Origin of the sequence: Acidovorax sp. SUPP3334 (assembly GCF_030159055.1) — a bacterium.
In the GTDB taxonomy this organism is placed as follows: Bacteria; Pseudomonadota; Gammaproteobacteria; order Burkholderiales; family Burkholderiaceae_C; genus Paracidovorax.
This window is the reverse complement of sequence record NZ_BQXQ01000032.1, coordinates 1-18,896: the sequence shown is the minus strand read 5'-3', so window position 1 is coordinate 18,896 and position 18,896 is coordinate 1. Positions and strand designations below refer to the sequence as shown.

Sequence of the window (18,896 nt, the reverse complement as noted above, 5' to 3'; positions counted from 1 at the left end):
AACCCGCTGTCCCCTTGGCCTGTGCTGGCGGAAATCGGCGGACCGCACAGGCCGGTTTGGCGGGGCAACGAATGCCGTCCGTTCATCTGTTGGCAGAATGGTCCGTCCTGACACGAGAACGATCAAGGAGACAAGCCATGCCGCGCTACGCCGACTTTCACCGCCGGTCCCTCGAAGACCGTGATGCTTTCTGGGCCGAGCAGGCCCGCCTGATCGACTGGCACACGCCGCCGCCGCAGATTTGCGACAACAGCCGCCCGCCCTTCACGCGTTGGTTCGCGGGGGGCACCACCAGCCTGTGCCACAACGCCGTGGACCGGCACCTGGCCGAAAGGGGCAGCCAGCCGGCGCTGATCGCGGTGTCCACCGAGACGAACACCGAGCGCACCTATACCTTCGCCGAGCTGCATGCCGAGGTACAGCGCATGGCCGCCGTGCTGCGCGCGATCGGCGTGGGGCAGGGCGACCGGGTGCTGATCTACATGCCGATGATTGCCGAGGCCGTGTTCGCCATGCTGGCTTGCACGCGCATCGGCGCGCTGCATTCGGTGGTGTTCGGCGGCTTTGCGGCCGCCTCGCTGGCCTCGCGCATCGACGATGCCGAGCCCGTGGCCATCGTGAGCGCCGATGCGGGCTCGCGCGGCGGCAAGGTCGTTCCCTACAAGCCGCTGCTGGACGATGCCATCGCCCAGTCGCGCCACCAGCCAGCGGCCGTGCTGCTGGTGGACCGTGGCCTGGCGCCCATGGCGCTGCAACCGGGCCGCGACCACGACTGGGCCGCGTTGCGCGAAGAGCACCGGCAGGCCAGCGTGCCTTGCGAATGGGTGGACGCCACCCACCCCAGCTACACGCTGTACACCAGCGGCACCACCGGCAAACCCAAGGGCGTGCAGCGCGACACGGGCGGCTATGCGGTGGCGCTGGCGGCCAGCATGCGGCACATCTTCGGCGTGGGCGCCGAAGAAGAGGGCGGTGAAAAGGCCGAAGGCGCCCCTGCCAGCCCGGGCGTTTTCTTCGCCACCAGCGACATCGGCTGGGTGGTGGGCCACAGCTACATCGTCTATGGCCCGCTCATCGCCGGCATGGCCACGCTGGTGTACGAGGGCCTTCCCACGCGGCCGGATGCGGGCGTGTGGTGGGGCCTGGTGGAAAAGTACCGCGTCACGCACATGTTCTCGGCGCCCACGGCGGTGCGGGTGCTGAAGAAACAGGACGCCTCTTTTCTGCGCCGGCACGACGTGTCGAGCCTGCAGGGCCTGTGGCTGGCCGGCGAGCCGCTGGATGCGCCCACGGCCGAGTGGATCGCCGATGCGCTGGGCGTGCCGGTGATCGACAACTATTGGCAGACCGAAACGGGGTGGCCCATCCTCACCCTGGCCCGCGGCGTGGAGCCGCAGCCCGCGCGCCTGGGCAGCCCGGGCCGCGCGATGTACGGCTACGACGTCAAGCTGGTCGATGAGGTGACGGGCGAAGAGCTCACCGAGCCCCACCAGAAGGGCGTGCTCGCCATCGAAGGGCCGCTGCCGCCCGGCTGCCTGCAGACGGTGTGGCGCGATGACGACCGCTTCGTGCAGACCTACTGGCAGAGCCTGCCCGGGCCGATGCGCTACAGCACCTTCGACTGGGGCATCCGCGATGCGGACGGCTACTACTTCATCCTGGGCCGCACCGACGACGTGATCAACGTGGCCGGCCACCGCCTGGGCACGCGCGAGATCGAAGAAAGCATCGCCGGCCACCCGCAGATCGCCGAGGTGGCGGTGGTGGGCGTGGCCGACGCGCTCAAGGGCCAGGTCGCCATGGCCTTCGCCGTGGTGCGCGATGCAGCGGTGCTGACCGACGAGGCGGCACGCCTGGCGCTGGAAGGCGAGGTCATGCAGCAGGTGGCGCAGCGCCTGGGCGCCGTGGCGCGCCCGGCGCGGGTGTACTTCGTGGCGGCGCTGCCCAAGACGCGCAGCGGCAAGCTGCTGCGCCGCGCCCTGCAGGCCGTGGCCGAGCGGCGCGACCCGGGCGACCTGACCACGATGGAAGACCCGGCCGCACTGCAGCAGGTGAAGGAACTGGTCGGCTGATGCACCGATTCGCCATTCAATGAGAGGTCACCGGGAGCCACCGCACCTGGCGGTGGCGGGAGGAAAACCGGCTTTTGCGTTTTTGCGCTAATGCGCCAGGGCCGGTGCTTGCCTGGGTGACCGTCTGGACATCCACAAGAGCAAGCCGATCATGCCCGCCGGGCAAAGCGCGACGGCCAGCAACCCGATGTGGATTTCAGAGTATTCGATGATGATCCCCACCAGCCAGGGGATCAGGCTGCATCCGGCATTGCCGAAAGCGGTCAGCACGCCGAACATGGTTGCCCCACCACGAGGGTAGGCGTCCGCCGTGATGGCCAGCATCGTGGGCCACAGGCAACTGCCCGAAAACCCGGCGGCAATGCTGGCGGCGATGGCCACGGCCGGGCTCGGCGGAAAGCTGATGACGAAGAAAAGGCCGATGGTCACGGCACAGCAGCCCAGCATCAGGGAGATCGGCGCGATGCGCTCATGCAGCAGGGCCGCGGCCATCCTGCCGAGCGCCATTCCGACGGAAAACCCTGCAAGGGCGAAACCACCCACTTCCTTCGAATACCCCAGGCCCTGTTCGGCATAGGTGGGCAGCCATTGCGACAGCCCCGTTTCCGTGGCGCCCCCGAGAAAGATGGCGATCAGGCACGCGATGAAGTAGGGCTGCCTGATCAGTTGGGGCATCGATTCCCGTTGCGCGTCTTCCTGGATCAGGGGCGGCAGCTTCAATCCGAGAAACAGCACAAAGGTGACGATCGGCGCGATCGTGATGCCCAGGGCAACCATGCGCCAGGACACGTCCCATTTCAGGCCGATGCTGGCGATCAGCACGGCACCCACCGCCCCGACGCAGAAAAACGCATGCAGCCAATTCATGGCGGCGCTGCGCCGGTCGGGCTGGAGTGCGACCACGATGGGACTGAGGATCATGTCCAGCACGCCCGCACCGAACCCCATCACGGCGACCGCAAACAGCAAAAAGGCATAGGACGGGGAAAAACCGACCAACACCAGGCCGGCCGTGGTGGTGACGAGCCCGAAAAGAATGATCCGCTTGGCATCGCCCCGGTCCGCCAGAGGCCCGGTCACCAGGATGGCAATGATGAAGCTGAGGAACATGATGGCCGGGATGCGCCCCAGCTGCTCCGCAGTCAGCCCGCCCTGGTTTCCGAAGGTGTCGCTGAACGTGGTCAGATACACCGGCAGAAAGTTCAGGGCGATGGCCAAGCACATCATGGCCGCGTAGCAGGCGTGAAGCGCGCGGCGGTTCTGATCGACTGAAGTTTTCATTGTGGATATGGATATGGGTAGGGATATGGCTTATGTCCTAGAAGCGGTTGGAACCGTGCTCTTGCCACAGGCATTCCGTCCACTCGATGTCCGAGAAATGCGCGTCGAACGACGAGTCGCCCGGGCTGCTGGCGAAGAACCCGAATCGAACGGCGCCTTGCGCTTCGAACAAATGGAACATGCGCATCATGTTGAAGCGGTTTCCATCGACGGAGTTTTCAAGCAGAAAATCGCTGCCCCGGCGGCTGAGCCGGTAATGCATGGTCTGCGTGGTTCGGTCGAAATTGGCCATCGACCAATCTGAAAACCCATGATTCGTCACGACGGCGAACAATTGCTGATAGCCGTTGCTCTGGTATTCGATGCCGCTCTTCATCCAATTGTTTTTGTCCTGATAGATGAACAAACCGCATTGGTCGAAGTGCACTTTGGAGTCGAAGGCGACCTTGGCTTTCAAGGTCCAGAATGTTTCCTCGCTGGAAAGAACCAGCGCGGGGGCGTTGTCATATTCCAGCCCGTAATAGGTGCCCTGCCAAAAATCCGTATCCGGGGCGGTGCGAATGACGATTTCCCGTTCGGTGATGGAAGATGACGCCGGCTGATTGATCCATTTCAAATCCGCGATGTTGAATTTTTTCATTGTCATTGCTCAAGAAACCATTTCGCGATTTCGTTGTGGTGGCGCGCACACAGATCCGCCGCGCTCAAATTTTGTATTCCCGAATGGGGATTGAAGAACCCGATGCAAAACATGCCCGCGGCTTTGGCAGCGGCCACGCCGTGGCTCGAATCTTCGATCACCGCACATTCGTGGGGAGCGACGCCCAGCCTCTCGGCTGCCAGAAGAAAGATTTCGGGATCGGGCTTGCTGTTTTTGACGTCCGTTCCACACACCACATGATCGAAAAAAGGCCGCAGTTCGGTTTTCTGCAAAATCACCCCCACCAGTTCAGCGGGAGAAGACGAGGCCACGGCGCACGGTATTTCCGCTTCTTTCAACGTGCCGAGAAAATCCGGCACTCCGGGCATGGCTGAAAGAGGGGCATTGCCCATGGCCTGAACCACCTGCTTTTGGTGCTGTGCCATCAAAAAATCCAACGGTTCGGCCAGGCCATGCTCCGCCTTGATGGTGCTCCACATGTACCGCTGGGTGGTTCCCACGAAACGTGACAGCCCTGCTGTGTCGAGCGTCACGCCGTAGCGGGCGTAGGAAAGCCTTTCCTGCTCCATGTAAAGGGGTTCGCTGTCGATCAGTACCCCGTCCATGTCGAAAATAACAGCGCGGATTTCCGGCATCAATGCGTCCTTTGCGATGCCAGCTCGCGCTTGAAATGCATGAGGTTGTAGTTGGAGCGCGCATCGAAGGCATGCAGCTTGAATGACTTGGTCATTTCGATGTTTCGATAACCTTCGCCGTCGGTCAGCGTGGTCGTTTCCGAGCCGCCGATGATGATGGGCAATTGCATGAGAATGATTTCGTCCACCAGATCGAGATCGAAAATCTGCCAGTTCAACTGGCCACCGCCCTCGACCATGATGTGCTTGATTCCGCGAGCTTCGAGCAAGGGGAAAAGCAGCTTGAAATCCACCTGCGATGCGCCGACGAAAATCACTTCTTTTCCTTGGGCGCGAATTTGCTCCACCATTTCGTGGTCACGCGCCTGCTCCGTCGTGGCGATGATGGTTTCTTCGGGCGAACTCAGGATCTTGGCGGACACGGGGAAGTCCAGCGATGTCGTCGGAATGATGCGGATGGGGTTGCGCCCGGCCTCGTAACGGTTGGTCAACTGGGGGTCGTCGGTGACGATGGTTTTGCGGCCGACCATGATGGCGTCCACCTCGCCGCGAAATTTATGGATGAAGCGCATGTCGTCATCGTTGAAGCGCTGGAACAGCGCCTTGCTCGATGCCCCATTGCCCCCCAACGTCAATTTGCCGTCGATGGAAATCTGGCTGAATACAGTGACTTTCACGATAACTCCCTTTGTTTTTTTAATCGTTGGCCGAGGTTTGCAGGTATTGCGGGTTCGGCGTGAAAACGCCCTTGATCGTGGGCACGGACGGGTCGTTCAGCAGTCCGTCGAATGCCGTGGCGTAAGCCTCCAGTCCGTAGCGGTGCGTTACCAGGCGACCCAGCTCGGGCAGCATTTTTGCCATGCGCAGTGCACGGGGAAAATGCTGGTTGTATTCACCGGCGGAAATAATGCTGATGGCGTTGACGAGAAAATGCTTGACGGGCAGCGGGTATTGATAATTGCCGTTGAATCCGAAAAGGACGATTTTTCCGCCCCGGCGAATATGCCGGGCGGCCGTTCCCAGCTGATTGCCAACGGTGTCGATGGCAGCATCCACATGGCCCTGCTGCATGCGCGCATCGAGTTCGTCGGGATGCACGACCTCCAATCCGAGCGAGCGGCCGAATTCGATCCGGTGCGGGTTTACGTCGGTGGCGAGGGTATTGACGCCCATCGCGCGCAAAAGCAGTTGCGCGACCAGGCTCATGGGCCCTGAGCCGAGCAGCAAAACCCGATCGCCTGCCTGAATCATGGCCTGATCGATGTTGTTCAGAATGCAGGCGACGGGTTCGATCAATACGCCGGTTTCCCAGCTCATGTCGTCCGGCAGGGGATGGACGAACCGCTCGCGGGTAACGAAGCGTTCGGCAAACGTGCCATGCTTGTTGACCCCCGCGATATTCAGCGCCGCATTCGCGCCGCCATTGCACAGGTGGGTTTGGCCGCAAGCGCAGAATTCGCAGGTTCCGCAATATTCGTTGGGGTCCACCACGACCCGCATTCCCGTGCGCAGGTGTTTGACGCCTGTGCCGACCTTGGCGATCACGCCGACCGCTTCGTGGCCGCGAATGACGCCGATTTTCCCTTCCTCCCGGCCGGACAGGACCGCCAGGTCGGTTCCGCAGATGCCGGACAGGACAATGTCGATTTCGACGCCATCGGCTGCCAACGCATCGATGTCGTGGTGGGTGATCAAACCCAGTTTTTGCTGATCGATCAAACCAATTGCGTTCATACCGTCTTCATACCTCAGAGTTATTTTTGGTGCGAAATGCCGGGGCGGAATCCGCATTGACATCGCGCCGTAGAGCACAGGTGAAACCTGGCAGTTGCGGCATCAGTGATGCCTTGATAACCTTTTTATGGACAGGGGTGCATTCATGCATGCACTGCCAAAAAAATCTCCCCGTGTTAATGGCATTCAAATCAACGGCATTTAAAACCGCACTCAGGCTGGTTTTAAATGAACCGCCCGGCATACTTTATCCCAGTTGAGGTCCAAAATATTTTATTCGGAGAATGAGTATTTAATATATCGACGATATGTTTATGATATAAATCAATATCGCCTTATATGTATTTAAATCATTCTTGTTTTTCAGAATGAAATGGCAACGGTGGGGCGCGGCCCGCTTGCAGTGCTGCGCGAGCAAAAGGGGCGTTGAACGGGGCGCGTTGTCGGCTCCCGGCGGTGGGACAGGCGGGTGACCCGGCTGGAATCGTCACCAGGCGATGCGCCGATGCTATTATTTATATAGCAATATGCCTTAGTGGATATTGCGCTGGAGGCCTTTTTTGCCCCAAGCCTCAACGCAGCGCACAGTGCGCTGCGCGCCGCCGTTCGGTGCCACGGTGTCCGGTTTCCGGAGCGACCGGCCTGCCGTCAAGGCCCGCGCGGTTGCCAGCCTTCGGGCGCGTGCCATTGCGCCAGCCACTGCGGCAGTTCGCTCGCCGGCATGGGCCGGGCGATGCAGTAGCCCTGCGCCAGCGCGCAGCCCATCTGCAGCAGCATCTGTCCTTGTTCCACGGTTTCCACGCCTTCGGCGACGATGGAGTAGCCGAACGAGCGCGCCAGCCCGATCACGCCCTGCACGATGGCCAGGTCGCCGGAGTCGGTCATCATCCCGTGCACGAAGCTCTGGTCGAGCTTGAGCGTGTCCATGGGCAGGCGGCGCAGGTAGGTGAGCGACGAGTACCCCGTGCCGAAATCGTCCAGCGACACGGTGACGCCCAGGTCGCGCAACTGCTGCAACTGCAGCGCGACGTGGCCGATGTCGTAGAGCGCCGCGCTTTCGGTGATCTCCATGTCCAGCAGGTCGGCGGGCACTTCGGGCCGCTGCGCCAGCCGGGCGGCCAGCCAGTCGGCAAAGCCTTCGCGCTGCAGGTGCTGGGCCGAGATGTTGACGCTCACCGGTAGCCGCAGGCCGGCACGCAGCAGTGCGGCGATGCAGTCCAGCGCCGTGTCCACCACCCACTCGCCGAAGACGGTCTCCAGGTCGGTGCCGTCCATGAGGTGCAGGAAGGCGCCGGGCGACAGGGTGCCGCGCTGCGGGTGGTGCCAGCGTGCCAGCGCCTCGGCGCCCACGACCGTGCCCAGGCGCATGTCCACCTTGGGTTGCAGGAAGAGGGCGAATTCGCCCGCCGCGATGGCATCGCGCACCTTCTCGCCCTGTTCGCGGTGGCTTTGCAGCGCGCGCTCCTGCGCGGCGTCGAAGGCGTGGAAGCGGTTGCGCCCGGACTGCTTGGCCGCGTACATGGCCTGGTCGGCATGGCGCAGCAGCGCATCGGCGTCCGCGTCGTCGTCGGGGTAGAGGGTGTAGCCCACGCTGGCCGTCACCGTCACCGCTACCCGCTCAGTGCCCAGGGTATAGGGCGCGGCCACGCTTTCCATCACCCGGCGCAGCAGGCGCTCGCCGTCGGCGCGGGTCGCCAGGTCGGGCAGCAGGATGACGAATTCGTCGCCGCCCAGCCGAGCCACGCAGTCCACGGGGCGCAGTGCCCGCGTGAGGCGGCCGGCCACGATCACCAGCAGGCGGTCGCCCGCGTCGTGGCCGAGCCGGTCGTTCACGGGCTTGAAGCCGTCCAGGTCGAGGTAGGCCACGCCCAGCAACAGGCCCCGCTCACGCGCCCGCGCCATGACCTGCTGCAACCGCGTGGCCAGCAGCACCCGGTTGGGCAGGCCGGTGAGCGCATCGAAATGGGCGAGCTTTTGCAGCAGCTCTTCCTGAACGTGCTGGCTGCTCACGTCGATGCCCACGCCCAGCATGCGCTGCGGCCGGCCCGTCTCGTCGTGGTCCACGATCTTGCCCAGGTTGCGCACCCAGCGGCCGGGCCCCTGGGGCAGCGCGATCTGCCAGGTGGCGTCGAACGGCGTGGCGGGGTGGCCGGTGTGGCGTGCCAGTTCGGTGGTGACCGCCTCGATGTCGGCGGGCGCCATGCCGGCGGTCCAGTGCACGGGCGAGGGGTCGCCCGCGGCGGGTGGCAGGCCCTGCAGGTCGCGCCAGCGGCCGTCGCCAGTGAGCGTGCCGGTCTGCAGGTTCCAGTCCCACAGGCCGATGGAGGCGGCCGAGATGGTGAGCGACAGCAGCGCCTCGCGCTCGCGCACCTGGTCTTCCATGCGCTTGCGCTCGGTGATGTCATGCCCCGAGAACAGCCAGGCCGGCACGCCGTCGATCTCGGTGGCGTGCATGGACTGCAGCACCGTGCGCAAACCGTCGTGGCGCGTGTGCATCGTGATTTCCACGCCGTTGATGGCAGTGCGATCCTGCACGGACTTCATGAGCGCCTCGCGCTCTTGTTGCGTGACGATGCCCAGCTCGACGGCGGTGCGGCCGATGGCCTCGTCCCGGGGAATGCCCAGCATCGCCTCCCAGGCGGGGTTGACGTCGATGTAGGCGCCGTCGTCGCGGCGCGACAGGCCCATGGGGTAGGGCATGAGTCGGAACACGCGGGCGAAGCGGTCCTCGGACTGGCTCAGCCGCTCGGTGGCGCGCCGGGATTCGTCGATGTCCTGGATCACGCCGCGCACGCGGGTGACCTGGCCGTTTTCCAGCATGGGCTCGGCGCTCGCGCTGACCCAGACGCGCCTCCCGTCGTCGGCCCGCACGATCTGCAGCTCCATGCTCCACTCGGCCCGATCGACGATGCACTGGCGGAACCGCTCGCGCAGCATGTCGCGAAACGGCGGTGCCACGAACCGCTCCAGGTAATCGTTGCGCGGCAGTGGCGCATCCGGCGGCAGGCCATGAATGCCGTACGACACATCGGACCAGTACACCAGTCCCTCGCCGACGATGTGCTCCCAGGCACCCATGCGGGCCATGCGACCGGCCTGTTGCAGCAGGCGGTTGGCGTCCATGAGCTGGGCGCGGCTGCGCTCTTCGGCCGTCATGTCGTGGAACACGAAGACGATGCACTCCTCGCCCGACATCGTCACGGGCCGCGCCGACATCAGGCCGGGAATCTGCCGGTTGCCGCGCTGGGCCACCATGGGCATGCGGTCCACGTAGCCGTCGCGCCGGTGCATCGCCACCATCTGCGCGCGCTGCTCGGGGTAGGCCCAGATGTCCAGCTCCAGCGAGGTCCGGCCCACGGTATTTTCCCGGGTGTGGCCCAGCAGTTCGGTGAAGGCCTCGTTCACGTCGAGGTAGCAGCCGTCGGCCAGCCGCGTCACCCCGGCGGGGTCGGGCAGCATCTGGTAGATGGTGGTGTATTTGATCTCCGACAGGCGCAGCGCCTCCTGCATCTCGTGCAGGGAGGTGACGTCCAGGTCCATGCCCACCAGGCGCAGCGGGCGGCCGTGGGCATCGCGCTCTGCCACCTGGCCCCGGGCGATCACCCAGCGCCAGCGGCCCTCCATGTCCTGCATGCGGAACTCGGCGTTGAAGCTGTCTTCGTGCCCCTCCATCGCGCGCTGCAGGTAGGTGGCCAGGCGGGCTGCGTCGTCGGGGTGACGGCGCTCGTTCCAGCGCTGCCAGTCGCTCGCATCCCGCGACGCCGAGCCGGCACCGCGGCGGGTGTCGCGGTCTTCCAGACCGAAGGCCTGGTAGAAGCTGCCGCGGTACGAAAAGCGCCGCTCGGGCACATCCCACTCCCAGCGGCCGCCGCCCGTGGCATCGAGGGCCATGAGCAGTTCCTGCTCCTGGCGGCGCAGCGTTTCCAGCGAATGGGCCCGGCTGCACAGCAGCTGCGTGCCCCCGCCCAGGATAAGAAAGCCCGTGAAGTACCGCCAGGGCATCTGCTGCAGCCAGGCGAGCAGGCCCGCCAAGCCCTCCATACCCTGCGCGGGGAAGAATGCGGCAGGCCCTTCGCGCCAGAACAGCATGCAGGGCGGAAGGCAAGCGGCCAGGGCGACGATCACCACCCAAAGGTTCAAACCGGTGCGCACGCGCACGGCACGCCACGCCAAGCTCACGGCGAACACCGTGCCGATCACCCCCAGCCCGGTGGACAGCGGCCCGGCGGCCAGCAGCCAAAAGCCCAGCACGGTGAGCAAGGCGGAGATCGCGCCCGCCACGGGGCCGAACATCAGCGTACACACGGCCGCGATGGTGGGGTGGGGAAGGGCCGCGTTCGTGGGGTCGAACGCCTGGGTAAACACCATGATCAGCACGGCGGCCACGCCGCCCGCGAGGCCGGCGCGCACCCGCGTGCGACGGGATGGCTGCAGGAGTTCGGCGCCGGGCAACAGGGCCAGCACCGCGATCAGGAGGAGGTGGACCCCGCCGAGAAGAAAGATCTCATGCCCCATCGTGCGGCGCCAACGGGGTGGCAGCCCTGCGGCCCATGGCAAGGGCCAATGGCGGGCGGTCCATGCAAGGGGTGAGCGCGATAGGCATGCGCGGAGTTTAGAACGGGTTCATGACTCCGGCCCCGCACCCCCGGCACGAAATTCGCGGCCCCGGCGCCCGCTTCGGTACGAGGCGCCATGCCCAGGTGTCAGGCAGGCGGCGAGGCCCCGCAGATCGCCCGCCCGGTCCAGCGCCCAGAGGTTCGCGAGCAGCCGGCTGCCGCTGCGGCGCCGAAGGCACCCACGGTGCCGGTGTTGTGCCAGAACCGGTAGCGCGTGCGGCCCAGGACCACGCCGATGCGCGTCGAGATCTCGTACCCCATCCCCATGGCGCGGGCGCGCAACAGGTCCGCCCTGCGGGCTTCAGGCCGCGCCGGTCCGCCGCCGCGGACCGATCAGCCCGGTGGACAGCATGGTGCCGCACACGATCACCATGCCGCAGCCCACCATCCACGGCGTGATGGCCTCGTGCAGAAAGACCGCGCCGTAGAACACCGCGAACACCGGCGCCAGAAAGGTGACCGCCAGCGCCCGGCTGGGCCCGGCATGGGCGATCAGCCGGAAGTACAGGATGTACGCGATGCCCGTACACAGCACCGCCAGCGCCACCACTGCGGCCCACGCGTGCAGGCCGGGCATTTGCGCGGGCCAGAGCCATGCGGCGGGGATCAGCAGGGCCAGCGTGGCACCCAGTTGGCTCCCCGTGGCGGTGGCCAAGGGCGGAATGCCGACCAGGTAGCGGCGCGCGAAGCTCGCGGCCACCGCGTAGCACGACGAGGCCAGCAGGCAGGCGCCCAGCGCCCAGCCGGCGTGGCCGCTCTTGAGGCCCATGCCGGCCGGCGCGCGCCAGGCCAGCAGCGCCACGCCGATGAACCCCAGGGCCAGGCCCAGCCAGCGCAGCTTGCTGATGCGGTCGCCCAGCCAGGCCCACGCGACCAGCGCGCCGAACAGCGGCACCGTTGCGTTCAGGATGGACGTGAGCCCGGTGGTCAGGTGCATGACCGCCCAGGCGAACAACGAAAACGGAATGGCCGAGTTGATCACCCCCGACAGGAGCACCGGCTTCCAGTGCCGGCGCAGCGCGGGCCATTGCCCTTGCCGCAGCAGGATCGGCCACAGGAAGAGCGTGGCCAGGCCGACCCGCAAGCCGACGACCGGCAGTGCCCCGAACTCCGACGCGCCCAGCCGCATGAAGAGAAACGAAGCGCCCCACAAGGCCGAGAGAAGGAGGAATTCGCCCAGCCACGCCTTCGGGGCGGTGCCTGCGGCAGACGGCAGCGCGCTCATGCGGCGGCTCCGGTGGCGGCGAGCGGCTCGTCGGCAAACAGCGCCAGCGTGCGGTGGCCTCGGCCGGCGCCGGGCGGTGGCGCGGCGCCTTCGCGCTGCAGCAGCCACTCCTTGCGCGGCAGCCCGCCGGCATAGCCCGTGAGGCTGCCGCTGGTGCCCAGCACGCGGTGGCACGGCACGATCACGCTCACCGGGTTGCGGCCCACGGCGGCGCCCACGGCGCGCACGGCCAGCGGCCGGTCCAGCGCGCGGCTGAGGGCGCCGTAGCTGGTGGTGGCGCCGCAGGGAATGCCCAGCAGCGCCTGCCACACCGCCTGCTGGAAAGGCGTACCACCCGACAGGTCCAGCGGCAGGTCGAAGCGAGTGCGCTGGCCGGCCAGGTATTCGTGCAACTGGGCGGCGGCCTGCCGCATCACGGGGTGCGCATCGTCCACCGGCCAGGCTGCGGGGCCGTCGAGCCAGGCCGACGGCTGGTGGCGCTGGCCGTCGAACCACAGGCCCGACAGGCCCTGGGGCGACGCGGCCAGGCGCACATCGCCCAGCGGGGTGGGGGTGCGGCTCTGCACCGTGAGGGGGTGGAATTGCATGGTGGGTTTCAGTCAAAAAGGCCGCCAGCGCAATGAATACGCCGGCAGTTTGCTATGCATTCGATAGTGATTGATTAGCGCCTGCCAAAGGAACGGCCGGCGCTGCCGATGCCGCCGCGCCACCCAGCGTCCAGGCGCGGATCACCGCGTAGCTGCGCCAGGGCCGCCATGCCTGCGATGCCTCGGCCGCTGCCTGCGCCGCTCGGCGTTCGCCCTGCACGCCCAGCGCCTTGTGCAGCGCCACGTCGCCTGCTGGAAAGGCATCGGGCCAGCGCAGCGCGCGCATGGCGATGTACTGCGCCGTCCAGTCGCCGATGCCGGGCAGTTCGCACAGCGCGGCGGTGGTGGTGGCCACGTCGGCGGCGCCGTGCAGCGCCAGGCGGCCGCTGTCCACGGCCTGGGCCAGGGCCACGATGGCGGCCTGCCGCTGGCGCACGATGCCCAGCTGGCCGAGCGCGTCGCCGGCCGCCCCCGCCAGCACGGCGGGCGAGGGAAACAGCCGCGTCAGCGCGGGCCAGGGGGTTTCGATGGGTTCGCCGAAGCGTTCCATCAGCCGCTGGGCCAGCGTGCGTGCGGCCGCCACGGTGATCTGCTGGCCCAGCACGGCGCGCACGGCCAGCTCGAACCCGTCGAACGCGCCGGGCACGCGCAGGCCGTCGCCTTCGGGGAAGGCGCCATGCAGCACGGCGTTGATGGCCTGCGGGTCGGCATCCAGGTCGAGCAGGGCGCGCACCCGTGCGATCACCAGGGGCAGGACCGGGTGCAGGTTGTCGCTCGTTTGCAGCAGCACGTGCGGCCGAACGGGATCGAAGCGCGCGCTCAGCCAGCCCGCGTACATCTGCCCGCCCGCCACCAGCCGCACCGTGCGGCGAAGCGCCTGTTCGCCCTCGGTGGCGACCGACTCCACCGCGTGGATCTGCCGCTTGGCGAAGAACGCCAGCAGGGCCGCCACGTCCAGCGGCGGCCGGTAGGCCAGGCGCACCGTGCTGCTGGCGCCGCCTGCCGCCGCGCCAGCGCCGGTCTTGCGCAACTGGGTGGGGTTCAGGCCGTAATGCCCGGCGAACGCGGCATTGAAGCGCCGCACGCTGCCGAAGCCGCTGGCCAGCGCCACCTGGGTGACGGGCAGGTCGGTGTCGGTCAGCAGCTGCTTGGCCGCCAGCAGACGGCGCGTCTGCAGATACTGCAGGGGCGACACGCCCAGCGCGGTTTCGAAGATGCGGCGCAGGTGCCGGTCGCTCACGCCCAGGCGAGCGGCCAGGCGCTGCAAAGGGGAGCCGGCCACCCCGTCCCCGGTTCCGTCCGCCATGCCATCGGCGGCGGCCCAGGCGCCTTCGCCTTCCAGCAGGCGCAGCGCCTCGCGCACCAGGATGTCCGGCGCATCCTGCAGCGACCACGCCAGCGAACGCGGAGCCAGTTCGGGCCGGCAGCGCAGGCAGGGGCGAAACCCCGCGCTCTCGGCCTGGGCCGCCAGCGCGAAGAAGCGGCAGTTCTCGCGCCGCGGCGTGCGCACGGCGCACACCGGGCGGCAGTAGATGCCGGTGGAGGTCACGCCGGTGAAGAACCGCCCGTCGAAGCGCGCATCCCGCGCCGCCATGGCCCGGTAGCGGGCATCGTCCGGGTCGCTGGCCAGGGGAGGGCGGGGGGTGCTCATGGGGCGCAATCATAGGCCGCCACCCTGCGGGTGCTGGCCGTTTCCGGACCTGTGCATGACCCCTGCGGGACTCGCCATCGCTCTGCCGAAGATGCGGCTTCGGCCTACGCGCCGGCCCCCCGGCGACGCCCGAAGCCGCGCCTACAATGCCGCGACCCATTCCACCGAGAAGGGGCGTCGTCCGCGCTGATCGCGCCCGGCGGCGCTCCGCGATTTCTCCCGAACCGCGAAGGATTCCACCAGTGCAGCCCACGCCCGCCATCTTCAAGGCCTACGACATTCGCGGCATCGTGCCGAGCACCCTGAACGACGACGTGGCCCGGGGCCTGGGGCGCGCCTTCGGCACCGCCGCGCGGGCCGAAGGGCAGACGGTGGTGGCCGTGGGGCGCGACGGGCGCCTGTCCGGCCCCTCGCTGTCCGCCGCGCTGATCGCCGGCCTGGTGGACGCGGGCATCGAGGTCATCGACATCGGCCCCGCCACCACCCCCATGCTGTACTTCGCGGCCCACACGCTGTGCCAGAGCGGCATCCAGGTGACCGGCAGCCACAACCCCAAGGACTACAACGGCTTCAAGATGGTGCTGGCCGGCCGCGCCATCTACGGCGAAGAGATCCAGGCCCTGCGCCGCACCATGGAAGAAGAAAGCTGGCAGCTGAAAGACGGCGGCAGCGTGCGCCAGGCCGACGTGCTGCCCGCCTATGTGGAGCGCATCACCAGCGACGTGAAGCTGGCGCGCCCGATCAAGGTCGTGGTGGACAGCGGCAACGGCATTGCGGGCGCCTCTGCCCCCTGCATCTTCCGCGCGCTCGGCTGCGAAGTGATCGAGCTTTTCTCCGAGGTGGACGGCAACTTCCCGAACCACCACCCCGACCCGAGCAAGCCCGAGAACCTGCGCGACCTGATCAAGACGCTGCAATCGAGCGACGCCGAACTGGGCCTGGCCTTCGACGGCGACGGCGACCGGCTGGGCATCGTCACCAAGGACGGCCAGAACATCTTCCCCGACCGCCAGATGATGCTGTTCGCCCGCGACGTGCTCTCGCGCGTGCCCGGCGGCCACATCCTCTTCGACGTGAAATGCACCCAGCGGCTGGCGCCCGCCATCGCCGAGGCGGGCGGCCAACCCGTCATGTACAAGACGGGCCACTCGCTCATCAAGGCGCGCATGAAAGAGCTGGACTCGCCCCTGGGCGGCGAGATGAGCGGCCACATCTTCTTCAAGGAACGCTGGTTCGGCTTCGACGACGGCACCTACGCCGGCTGCCGCCTGCTGGAAATATTGAGCCGCGAGAGCGACCCGGGCGCCGTGCTGAACGCGCTGCCCACCAGCCATTCCACGCCCGAGCTGAACGTGTCGTGCGAAGAGGGCGAGCCCCACCGCCTCACGGCCGAGCTGCAGGCCCTGGCCGCCGAAACCTTCGCCGCCCCGGCCGAGATCAACACCATCGACGGCCTGCGCGTGGACTGGCCGGACGGCTTCGGCCTCATCCGCGCCAGCAACACCACGCCTGTGCTGGTGCTGCGCTTCGAAGGCCACACGCCCGAGGCGCTGTCGCGCATCGAGGCCGCCATGCTGGCGCTGCTGCACCGGGTCAAGCCCGGCGCGCAGGTGGGTGCCGCGGCGCACTGATGGGCCGCTGACGACGACCTTGCCTGCCGCCTGCCCATTCCCTCCACTGACTGCCCGCTCTTGAACCCTTTCGTGCCCCAGCTGCTGCGCACCGTCGCAGCGGCGCAGTCGATTTCCGTCCCCGGCGACGTGCCGGCCAATGTGCAGGTGCATCTCGCCCTGGTGCATGCCGCTGCCTCGGAGGGCGTGCAATTGCTGGTGTTCCCGGAGCTGTCGCTCACGGGCTATGAGCCGGATCTGCTGGCCGTCCGCGTGCTCGGCGCGGACGATGCCGTGCTCGCGCCGCTGCGCGATGCGGCCCGTGCCACCGGCATGGCGCTGGTGGTGGGCGCCCCCGTGTCGCCTTGGGTTGCGGGCGAAAAGCCTGCCATCGGCGCCTGGGCGTTTTATCCCGACGGCCGCGCCACGCTGTACCGCAAGCGTTATCTGCACGCCGGCGAAGAGGCCTTCGCGAGCGCGGGGGCCGAGGATTTCCAGGTCGTTCCATTCCCCGGCCAGCCCACGGCGTGGGCGGTCTGCGCCGACGCCACGCACCCCGCACATGCGCGGGATGCACGCCAGGGCGGCGCCGCCCTGTACGCCTGCGGCTCGGTGATCTCGGACGGCAGCTATGCCCGCGAGTCCGGGCAGTTGCAAAGCGACGCGGCCGACCTGGGATTGGCCGTGCTGTTGGCCAACCACGGCGGCCCGACCGGCGGCTATGCCTGCGCGGGGCGCAGCGCCTTCTGGGCGCCGGGCGGCGAGTGCGTGGTGGCGGCCCCCGGCACGGGCACCTGCCTGGTCATCGCTTCACGCGACGGCCATGACCGTGGTGAGGAGGCGGGCAGCGCCGCGTGGCAGGGCCGCGTGATCGATCTGCCCGGCGCCACGGGCGTGGCACGGCAGTGACCCCCGCCCGCGCCCTGTATTCGGCGGTCACCTGGATGGCGCAGCCTTTGCTGCGCGCCAAGCTGCGCCGCCGCGCCGCCACCGAGCCCGGCTACGGCGTGGCGGTGGAAGAACGATTCGGGCACTACGCGCCCGCGCTGGACAGCCTGAGCCCGATCAGCACCACCGGCCTGGGTGGCCACTTCGTGTGGCTGCATGCCGTGTCGCTGGGCGAAACCCGCGCCGCGGCCATCCTGCTGGCCGAACTGCGGCAATTGCTGCCCGGCATGCGGCTGCTGCTCACCCACGGCACCGCCACCGGCCGCGCCGAGGGCGAAAAGATGATGCAGCCGGGCGACGTTCAGGTCTGGCAGCCGTGGGACACGCCCGGCGCGGTGCAGCGCTTTCTGCGGCAGTTCCGCCCGGCGGTCGGCATCCTGATGGAAACCGAGATCTGGCCCAACCTGCTGGCCGGCTGCCGCCACCGGGGCATTCCGGTGGTGCTGGCCAACGCGCGGCTGAACGAAAAATCACTCGCTGGCGCGCGTCGCTTGTCGTGGCTCTCCCGCCCTGCCTACGCGGGCCTCGCCGCGGTCTGGGCGCAGACCGATGCCGACGCCGAGCGCCTGCGGGCTGCTGGAGCGCCGGTGCAGGGCGTGTTCGGCAACCTCAAGTTCGACGTGGTGCCCGATGCGGGCCAACTGGCGCAAGGCCGTGCCTGGCGCAACGCGAGCGGCCGCCGCGTGGTGCTGCTGGCCAGCAGCCGCGATGGCGAAGAAGCCATGTGGCTGGAGGCTTTGCAGTCAAATCGGCCACCAGCGCAATCAGCACTAGGGCAGCCTGCTATTGATTCAGGAGCATTCGATGAGGCGGGTCCAGCGGGCCTGCCGGTGCAGTGGCTGGTGGTTCCGCGCCACCCCCAGCGGTTCGATGCGGTGCGGCAACTGATCGAATCCGCCGGCCTGACCGTGTCGCCGCGCAGCACCTGGAGCGCGGGCCCGGAAGCCGCCGACGTGTGGCTGGGCGATTCGCTCGGTGAGATGGCGCTGTATTACGGCATGTCGCATGCGGCGCTGCTGGGTGGCAGCTACGCGCCGCTGGGTGGGCAGAACCTGATCGAAGCCGCGGCCTGCGGGTGCCCGGTCGTCACGGGTCCGCACACCTTCAATTTCGCCGAGGCGGCGCGGCTCGCCTGCGAGGCCGGCGCGGCCCTGCGCGTGGCCGACATGGCCGAGGGCGTGGCCGCTGCCCGGGCGCTGGTGCACGGCGCTTCCCGGTTGGCCGAAACACAGGAAAAGGCGCTGGCATTCACCGGCGCGCACCGTGGCGCGGCGCTGGCCACCGCACTGGCCGTGGCGCAACTGCTGCGCTCCCATGCCGCCGCCGAGGTGGAGTGAGTGGGCGAAGTTGGGTACCGTTGACGCCAAGATGGGTCGGCACAGTCACCGGCAGCATGGCAGCTGCGAGAGCACCAACGGGTTATGAGCCAATACCCGTCCAGGGACACCGACTTGTGCATGTAAAGCCGGGATGACTTGAATGCCATCGCCGATAGCTTCAATGGCAGATATTGAGTCCGCCCTGAACAACTCGCAAGTCGTTGATCTTGCTTGCAGTTCTTGGGGTTGATGGCCGCAGCCTTTGCAAGGTATGGTTTTGCCTATCTCTGTTTTCTTGCAAATTTCTCCGAGGAGGGCGGTCTCAAACTTGAAGTGCAACGCCGGCAATGAGATCCGCAGTGAGTTCTGAGAACACTTCATGCGGGGAATGGAAGTTGAGTATTTTGCGAGGCCGGTGGTTCAGACTGTGCTCGATGGCGGTGAGCTGCTGATGACTGATCTGGCTGAGGTCCATGCCCTTGGGCAGGAATTGGCGCACCAGGCCGTTGGCGTTCTCGTTGGAGCCGCGCTGCCATGGGCTATGCGGGTCGCAAAAG

Annotated in this window: 14 protein-coding genes and 1 pseudogene; 4 read left to right on the top strand and 11 right to left on the bottom strand. The window is 67.2% G+C overall.

Annotated features, from left to right (window positions below):
• Positions 1-137 precede the first annotated feature (137 nt).
• Positions 138-2,072 (top strand): propionate--CoA ligase, encoded by a 1,935-nt coding sequence (locus AVHM3334_RS17350; protein WP_284414356.1) that lies wholly within the window; start codon positions 138-140, stop codon positions 2,070-2,072.
• A gap of 87 nt (positions 2,073-2,159) precedes the next feature.
• On the opposite strand, the gene AVHM3334_RS17345 is transcribed toward AVHM3334_RS17350, so the two are convergent.
• The 10 genes and pseudogenes from AVHM3334_RS17345 to AVHM3334_RS17300 form a co-directional block, all read right to left on the bottom strand.
• The gene (locus AVHM3334_RS17345) at positions 2,160-3,353 is read right to left on the bottom strand and encodes an MFS transporter (protein ID WP_284414354.1); all 1,194 of its coding nucleotides are present in this window, start codon (positions 3,351-3,353) and stop codon (positions 2,160-2,162) included.
• Between the two features lie 37 nt (positions 3,354-3,390).
• Entirely contained in the window at positions 3,391-3,993 is a 603-nt protein-coding gene (locus tag AVHM3334_RS17340; protein ID WP_284414352.1) for a DUF1349 domain-containing protein, read from the bottom strand.
• Between the two features lie 2 nt (positions 3,994-3,995).
• Entirely contained in the window at positions 3,996-4,649 is a 654-nt protein-coding gene (locus tag AVHM3334_RS17335; RefSeq protein WP_284414351.1) for an HAD family hydrolase, read from the bottom strand.
• The gene (locus AVHM3334_RS17330) at positions 4,649-5,326 is read right to left on the bottom strand and encodes a dihydrofolate reductase family protein (RefSeq protein WP_284414350.1); all 678 of its coding nucleotides are present in this window, start codon (positions 5,324-5,326) and stop codon (positions 4,649-4,651) included. The genes AVHM3334_RS17335 and AVHM3334_RS17330 overlap by 1 nt, the downstream gene beginning before the upstream one ends.
• 19 nt (positions 5,327-5,345) lie before the next feature.
• A complete protein-coding gene (locus tag AVHM3334_RS17325; protein ID WP_284414349.1) occupies positions 5,346-6,383 on the bottom strand; it encodes a zinc-dependent alcohol dehydrogenase in 1,038 nt (345 codons plus the stop codon).
• Positions 6,384-7,031: 648 nt separating this feature from the next.
• Positions 7,032-10,898 carry an EAL domain-containing protein gene (locus AVHM3334_RS17320; protein ID WP_284414348.1) on the bottom strand — a complete coding sequence of 1,289 codons (3,867 nt, stop codon included), beginning with the start codon at positions 10,896-10,898 and terminating at the stop codon, positions 7,032-7,034.
• A gap of 251 nt (positions 10,899-11,149) precedes the next feature.
• A pseudogene (locus AVHM3334_RS17315) lies at positions 11,150-11,299 on the bottom strand (MmgE/PrpD family protein); the annotation flags it as partial.
• Position 11,300: 1 nt separating this feature from the next.
• Positions 11,301-12,224: a DMT family transporter gene (locus AVHM3334_RS17310; RefSeq protein WP_284414347.1), complete on the bottom strand. Its 924-nt coding sequence runs from the start codon at positions 12,222-12,224 to the stop codon at positions 11,301-11,303.
• Positions 12,221-12,811 (bottom strand): methylated-DNA--[protein]-cysteine S-methyltransferase, encoded by a 591-nt coding sequence (locus AVHM3334_RS17305; protein ID WP_284414346.1) that lies wholly within the window; start codon positions 12,809-12,811, stop codon positions 12,221-12,223. Before AVHM3334_RS17305 ends, AVHM3334_RS17310 begins: the two co-directional genes overlap by 4 nt.
• 52 nt (positions 12,812-12,863) lie before the next feature.
• Positions 12,864-14,462 carry a DNA-3-methyladenine glycosylase 2 family protein gene (locus AVHM3334_RS17300; protein ID WP_284414345.1) on the bottom strand — a complete coding sequence of 533 codons (1,599 nt, stop codon included), beginning with the start codon at positions 14,460-14,462 and terminating at the stop codon, positions 12,864-12,866.
• Between the two features lie 242 nt (positions 14,463-14,704).
• Between AVHM3334_RS17300 and AVHM3334_RS17295 the strand changes: the two genes are divergently transcribed.
• Genes AVHM3334_RS17295 through AVHM3334_RS17285 form a run of 3 tightly spaced genes read left to right on the top strand, consistent with a single transcriptional unit; the run spans position 14,705 to position 18,357 of the window.
• A complete protein-coding gene (locus AVHM3334_RS17295; protein ID WP_284414343.1) occupies positions 14,705-16,093 on the top strand; it encodes a phosphomannomutase/phosphoglucomutase in 1,389 nt (462 codons plus the stop codon).
• Positions 16,094-16,153: 60 nt separating this feature from the next.
• Positions 16,154-16,981: a carbon-nitrogen hydrolase family protein gene (locus AVHM3334_RS17290; RefSeq protein WP_284414341.1), complete on the top strand. Its 828-nt coding sequence runs from the start codon at positions 16,154-16,156 to the stop codon at positions 16,979-16,981.
• The gene (locus AVHM3334_RS17285; protein ID WP_284414339.1) at positions 16,978-18,357 is read left to right on the top strand and encodes a 3-deoxy-D-manno-octulosonic acid transferase; all 1,380 of its coding nucleotides are present in this window, start codon (positions 16,978-16,980) and stop codon (positions 18,355-18,357) included. Before AVHM3334_RS17290 ends, AVHM3334_RS17285 begins: the two co-directional genes overlap by 4 nt.
• Positions 18,358-18,661: 304 nt before the next feature.
• Here the strand turns inward: AVHM3334_RS17285 and AVHM3334_RS17280 are convergent.
• The coding region (locus AVHM3334_RS17280; protein WP_284414337.1) for an IS30 family transposase at positions 18,662-18,896 on the bottom strand (235 nt) is incomplete at its 5' end.

Coding starts and splice junctions, on each gene's coding strand:
- AVHM3334_RS17350 (WP_284414356.1), top strand. CDS start 138: ATGCCGCGCTACGCCGACTTTCACCGCCGGTCCCTCGAAGACCGTGAT.
- AVHM3334_RS17345 (WP_284414354.1), bottom strand. CDS start 3,353: ATGAAAACTTCAGTCGATCAGAACCGCCGCGCGCTTCACGCCTGCTAC.
- AVHM3334_RS17340 (WP_284414352.1), bottom strand. CDS start 3,993: ATGAAAAAATTCAACATCGCGGATTTGAAATGGATCAATCAGCCGGCG.
- AVHM3334_RS17335 (WP_284414351.1), bottom strand. CDS start 4,649: ATGCCGGAAATCCGCGCTGTTATTTTCGACATGGACGGGGTACTGATC.
- AVHM3334_RS17325 (WP_284414349.1), bottom strand. CDS start 6,383: ATGAACGCAATTGGTTTGATCGATCAGCAAAAACTGGGTTTGATCACC.
- AVHM3334_RS17320 (WP_284414348.1), bottom strand. CDS start 10,898: ATGGGGCATGAGATCTTTCTTCTCGGCGGGGTCCACCTCCTCCTGATC.
- AVHM3334_RS17310 (WP_284414347.1), bottom strand. CDS start 12,224: ATGAGCGCGCTGCCGTCTGCCGCAGGCACCGCCCCGAAGGCGTGGCTG.
- AVHM3334_RS17305 (WP_284414346.1), bottom strand. CDS start 12,811: ATGCAATTCCACCCCCTCACGGTGCAGAGCCGCACCCCCACCCCGCTG.
- AVHM3334_RS17300 (WP_284414345.1), bottom strand. CDS start 14,462: ATGAGCACCCCCCGCCCTCCCCTGGCCAGCGACCCGGACGATGCCCGC.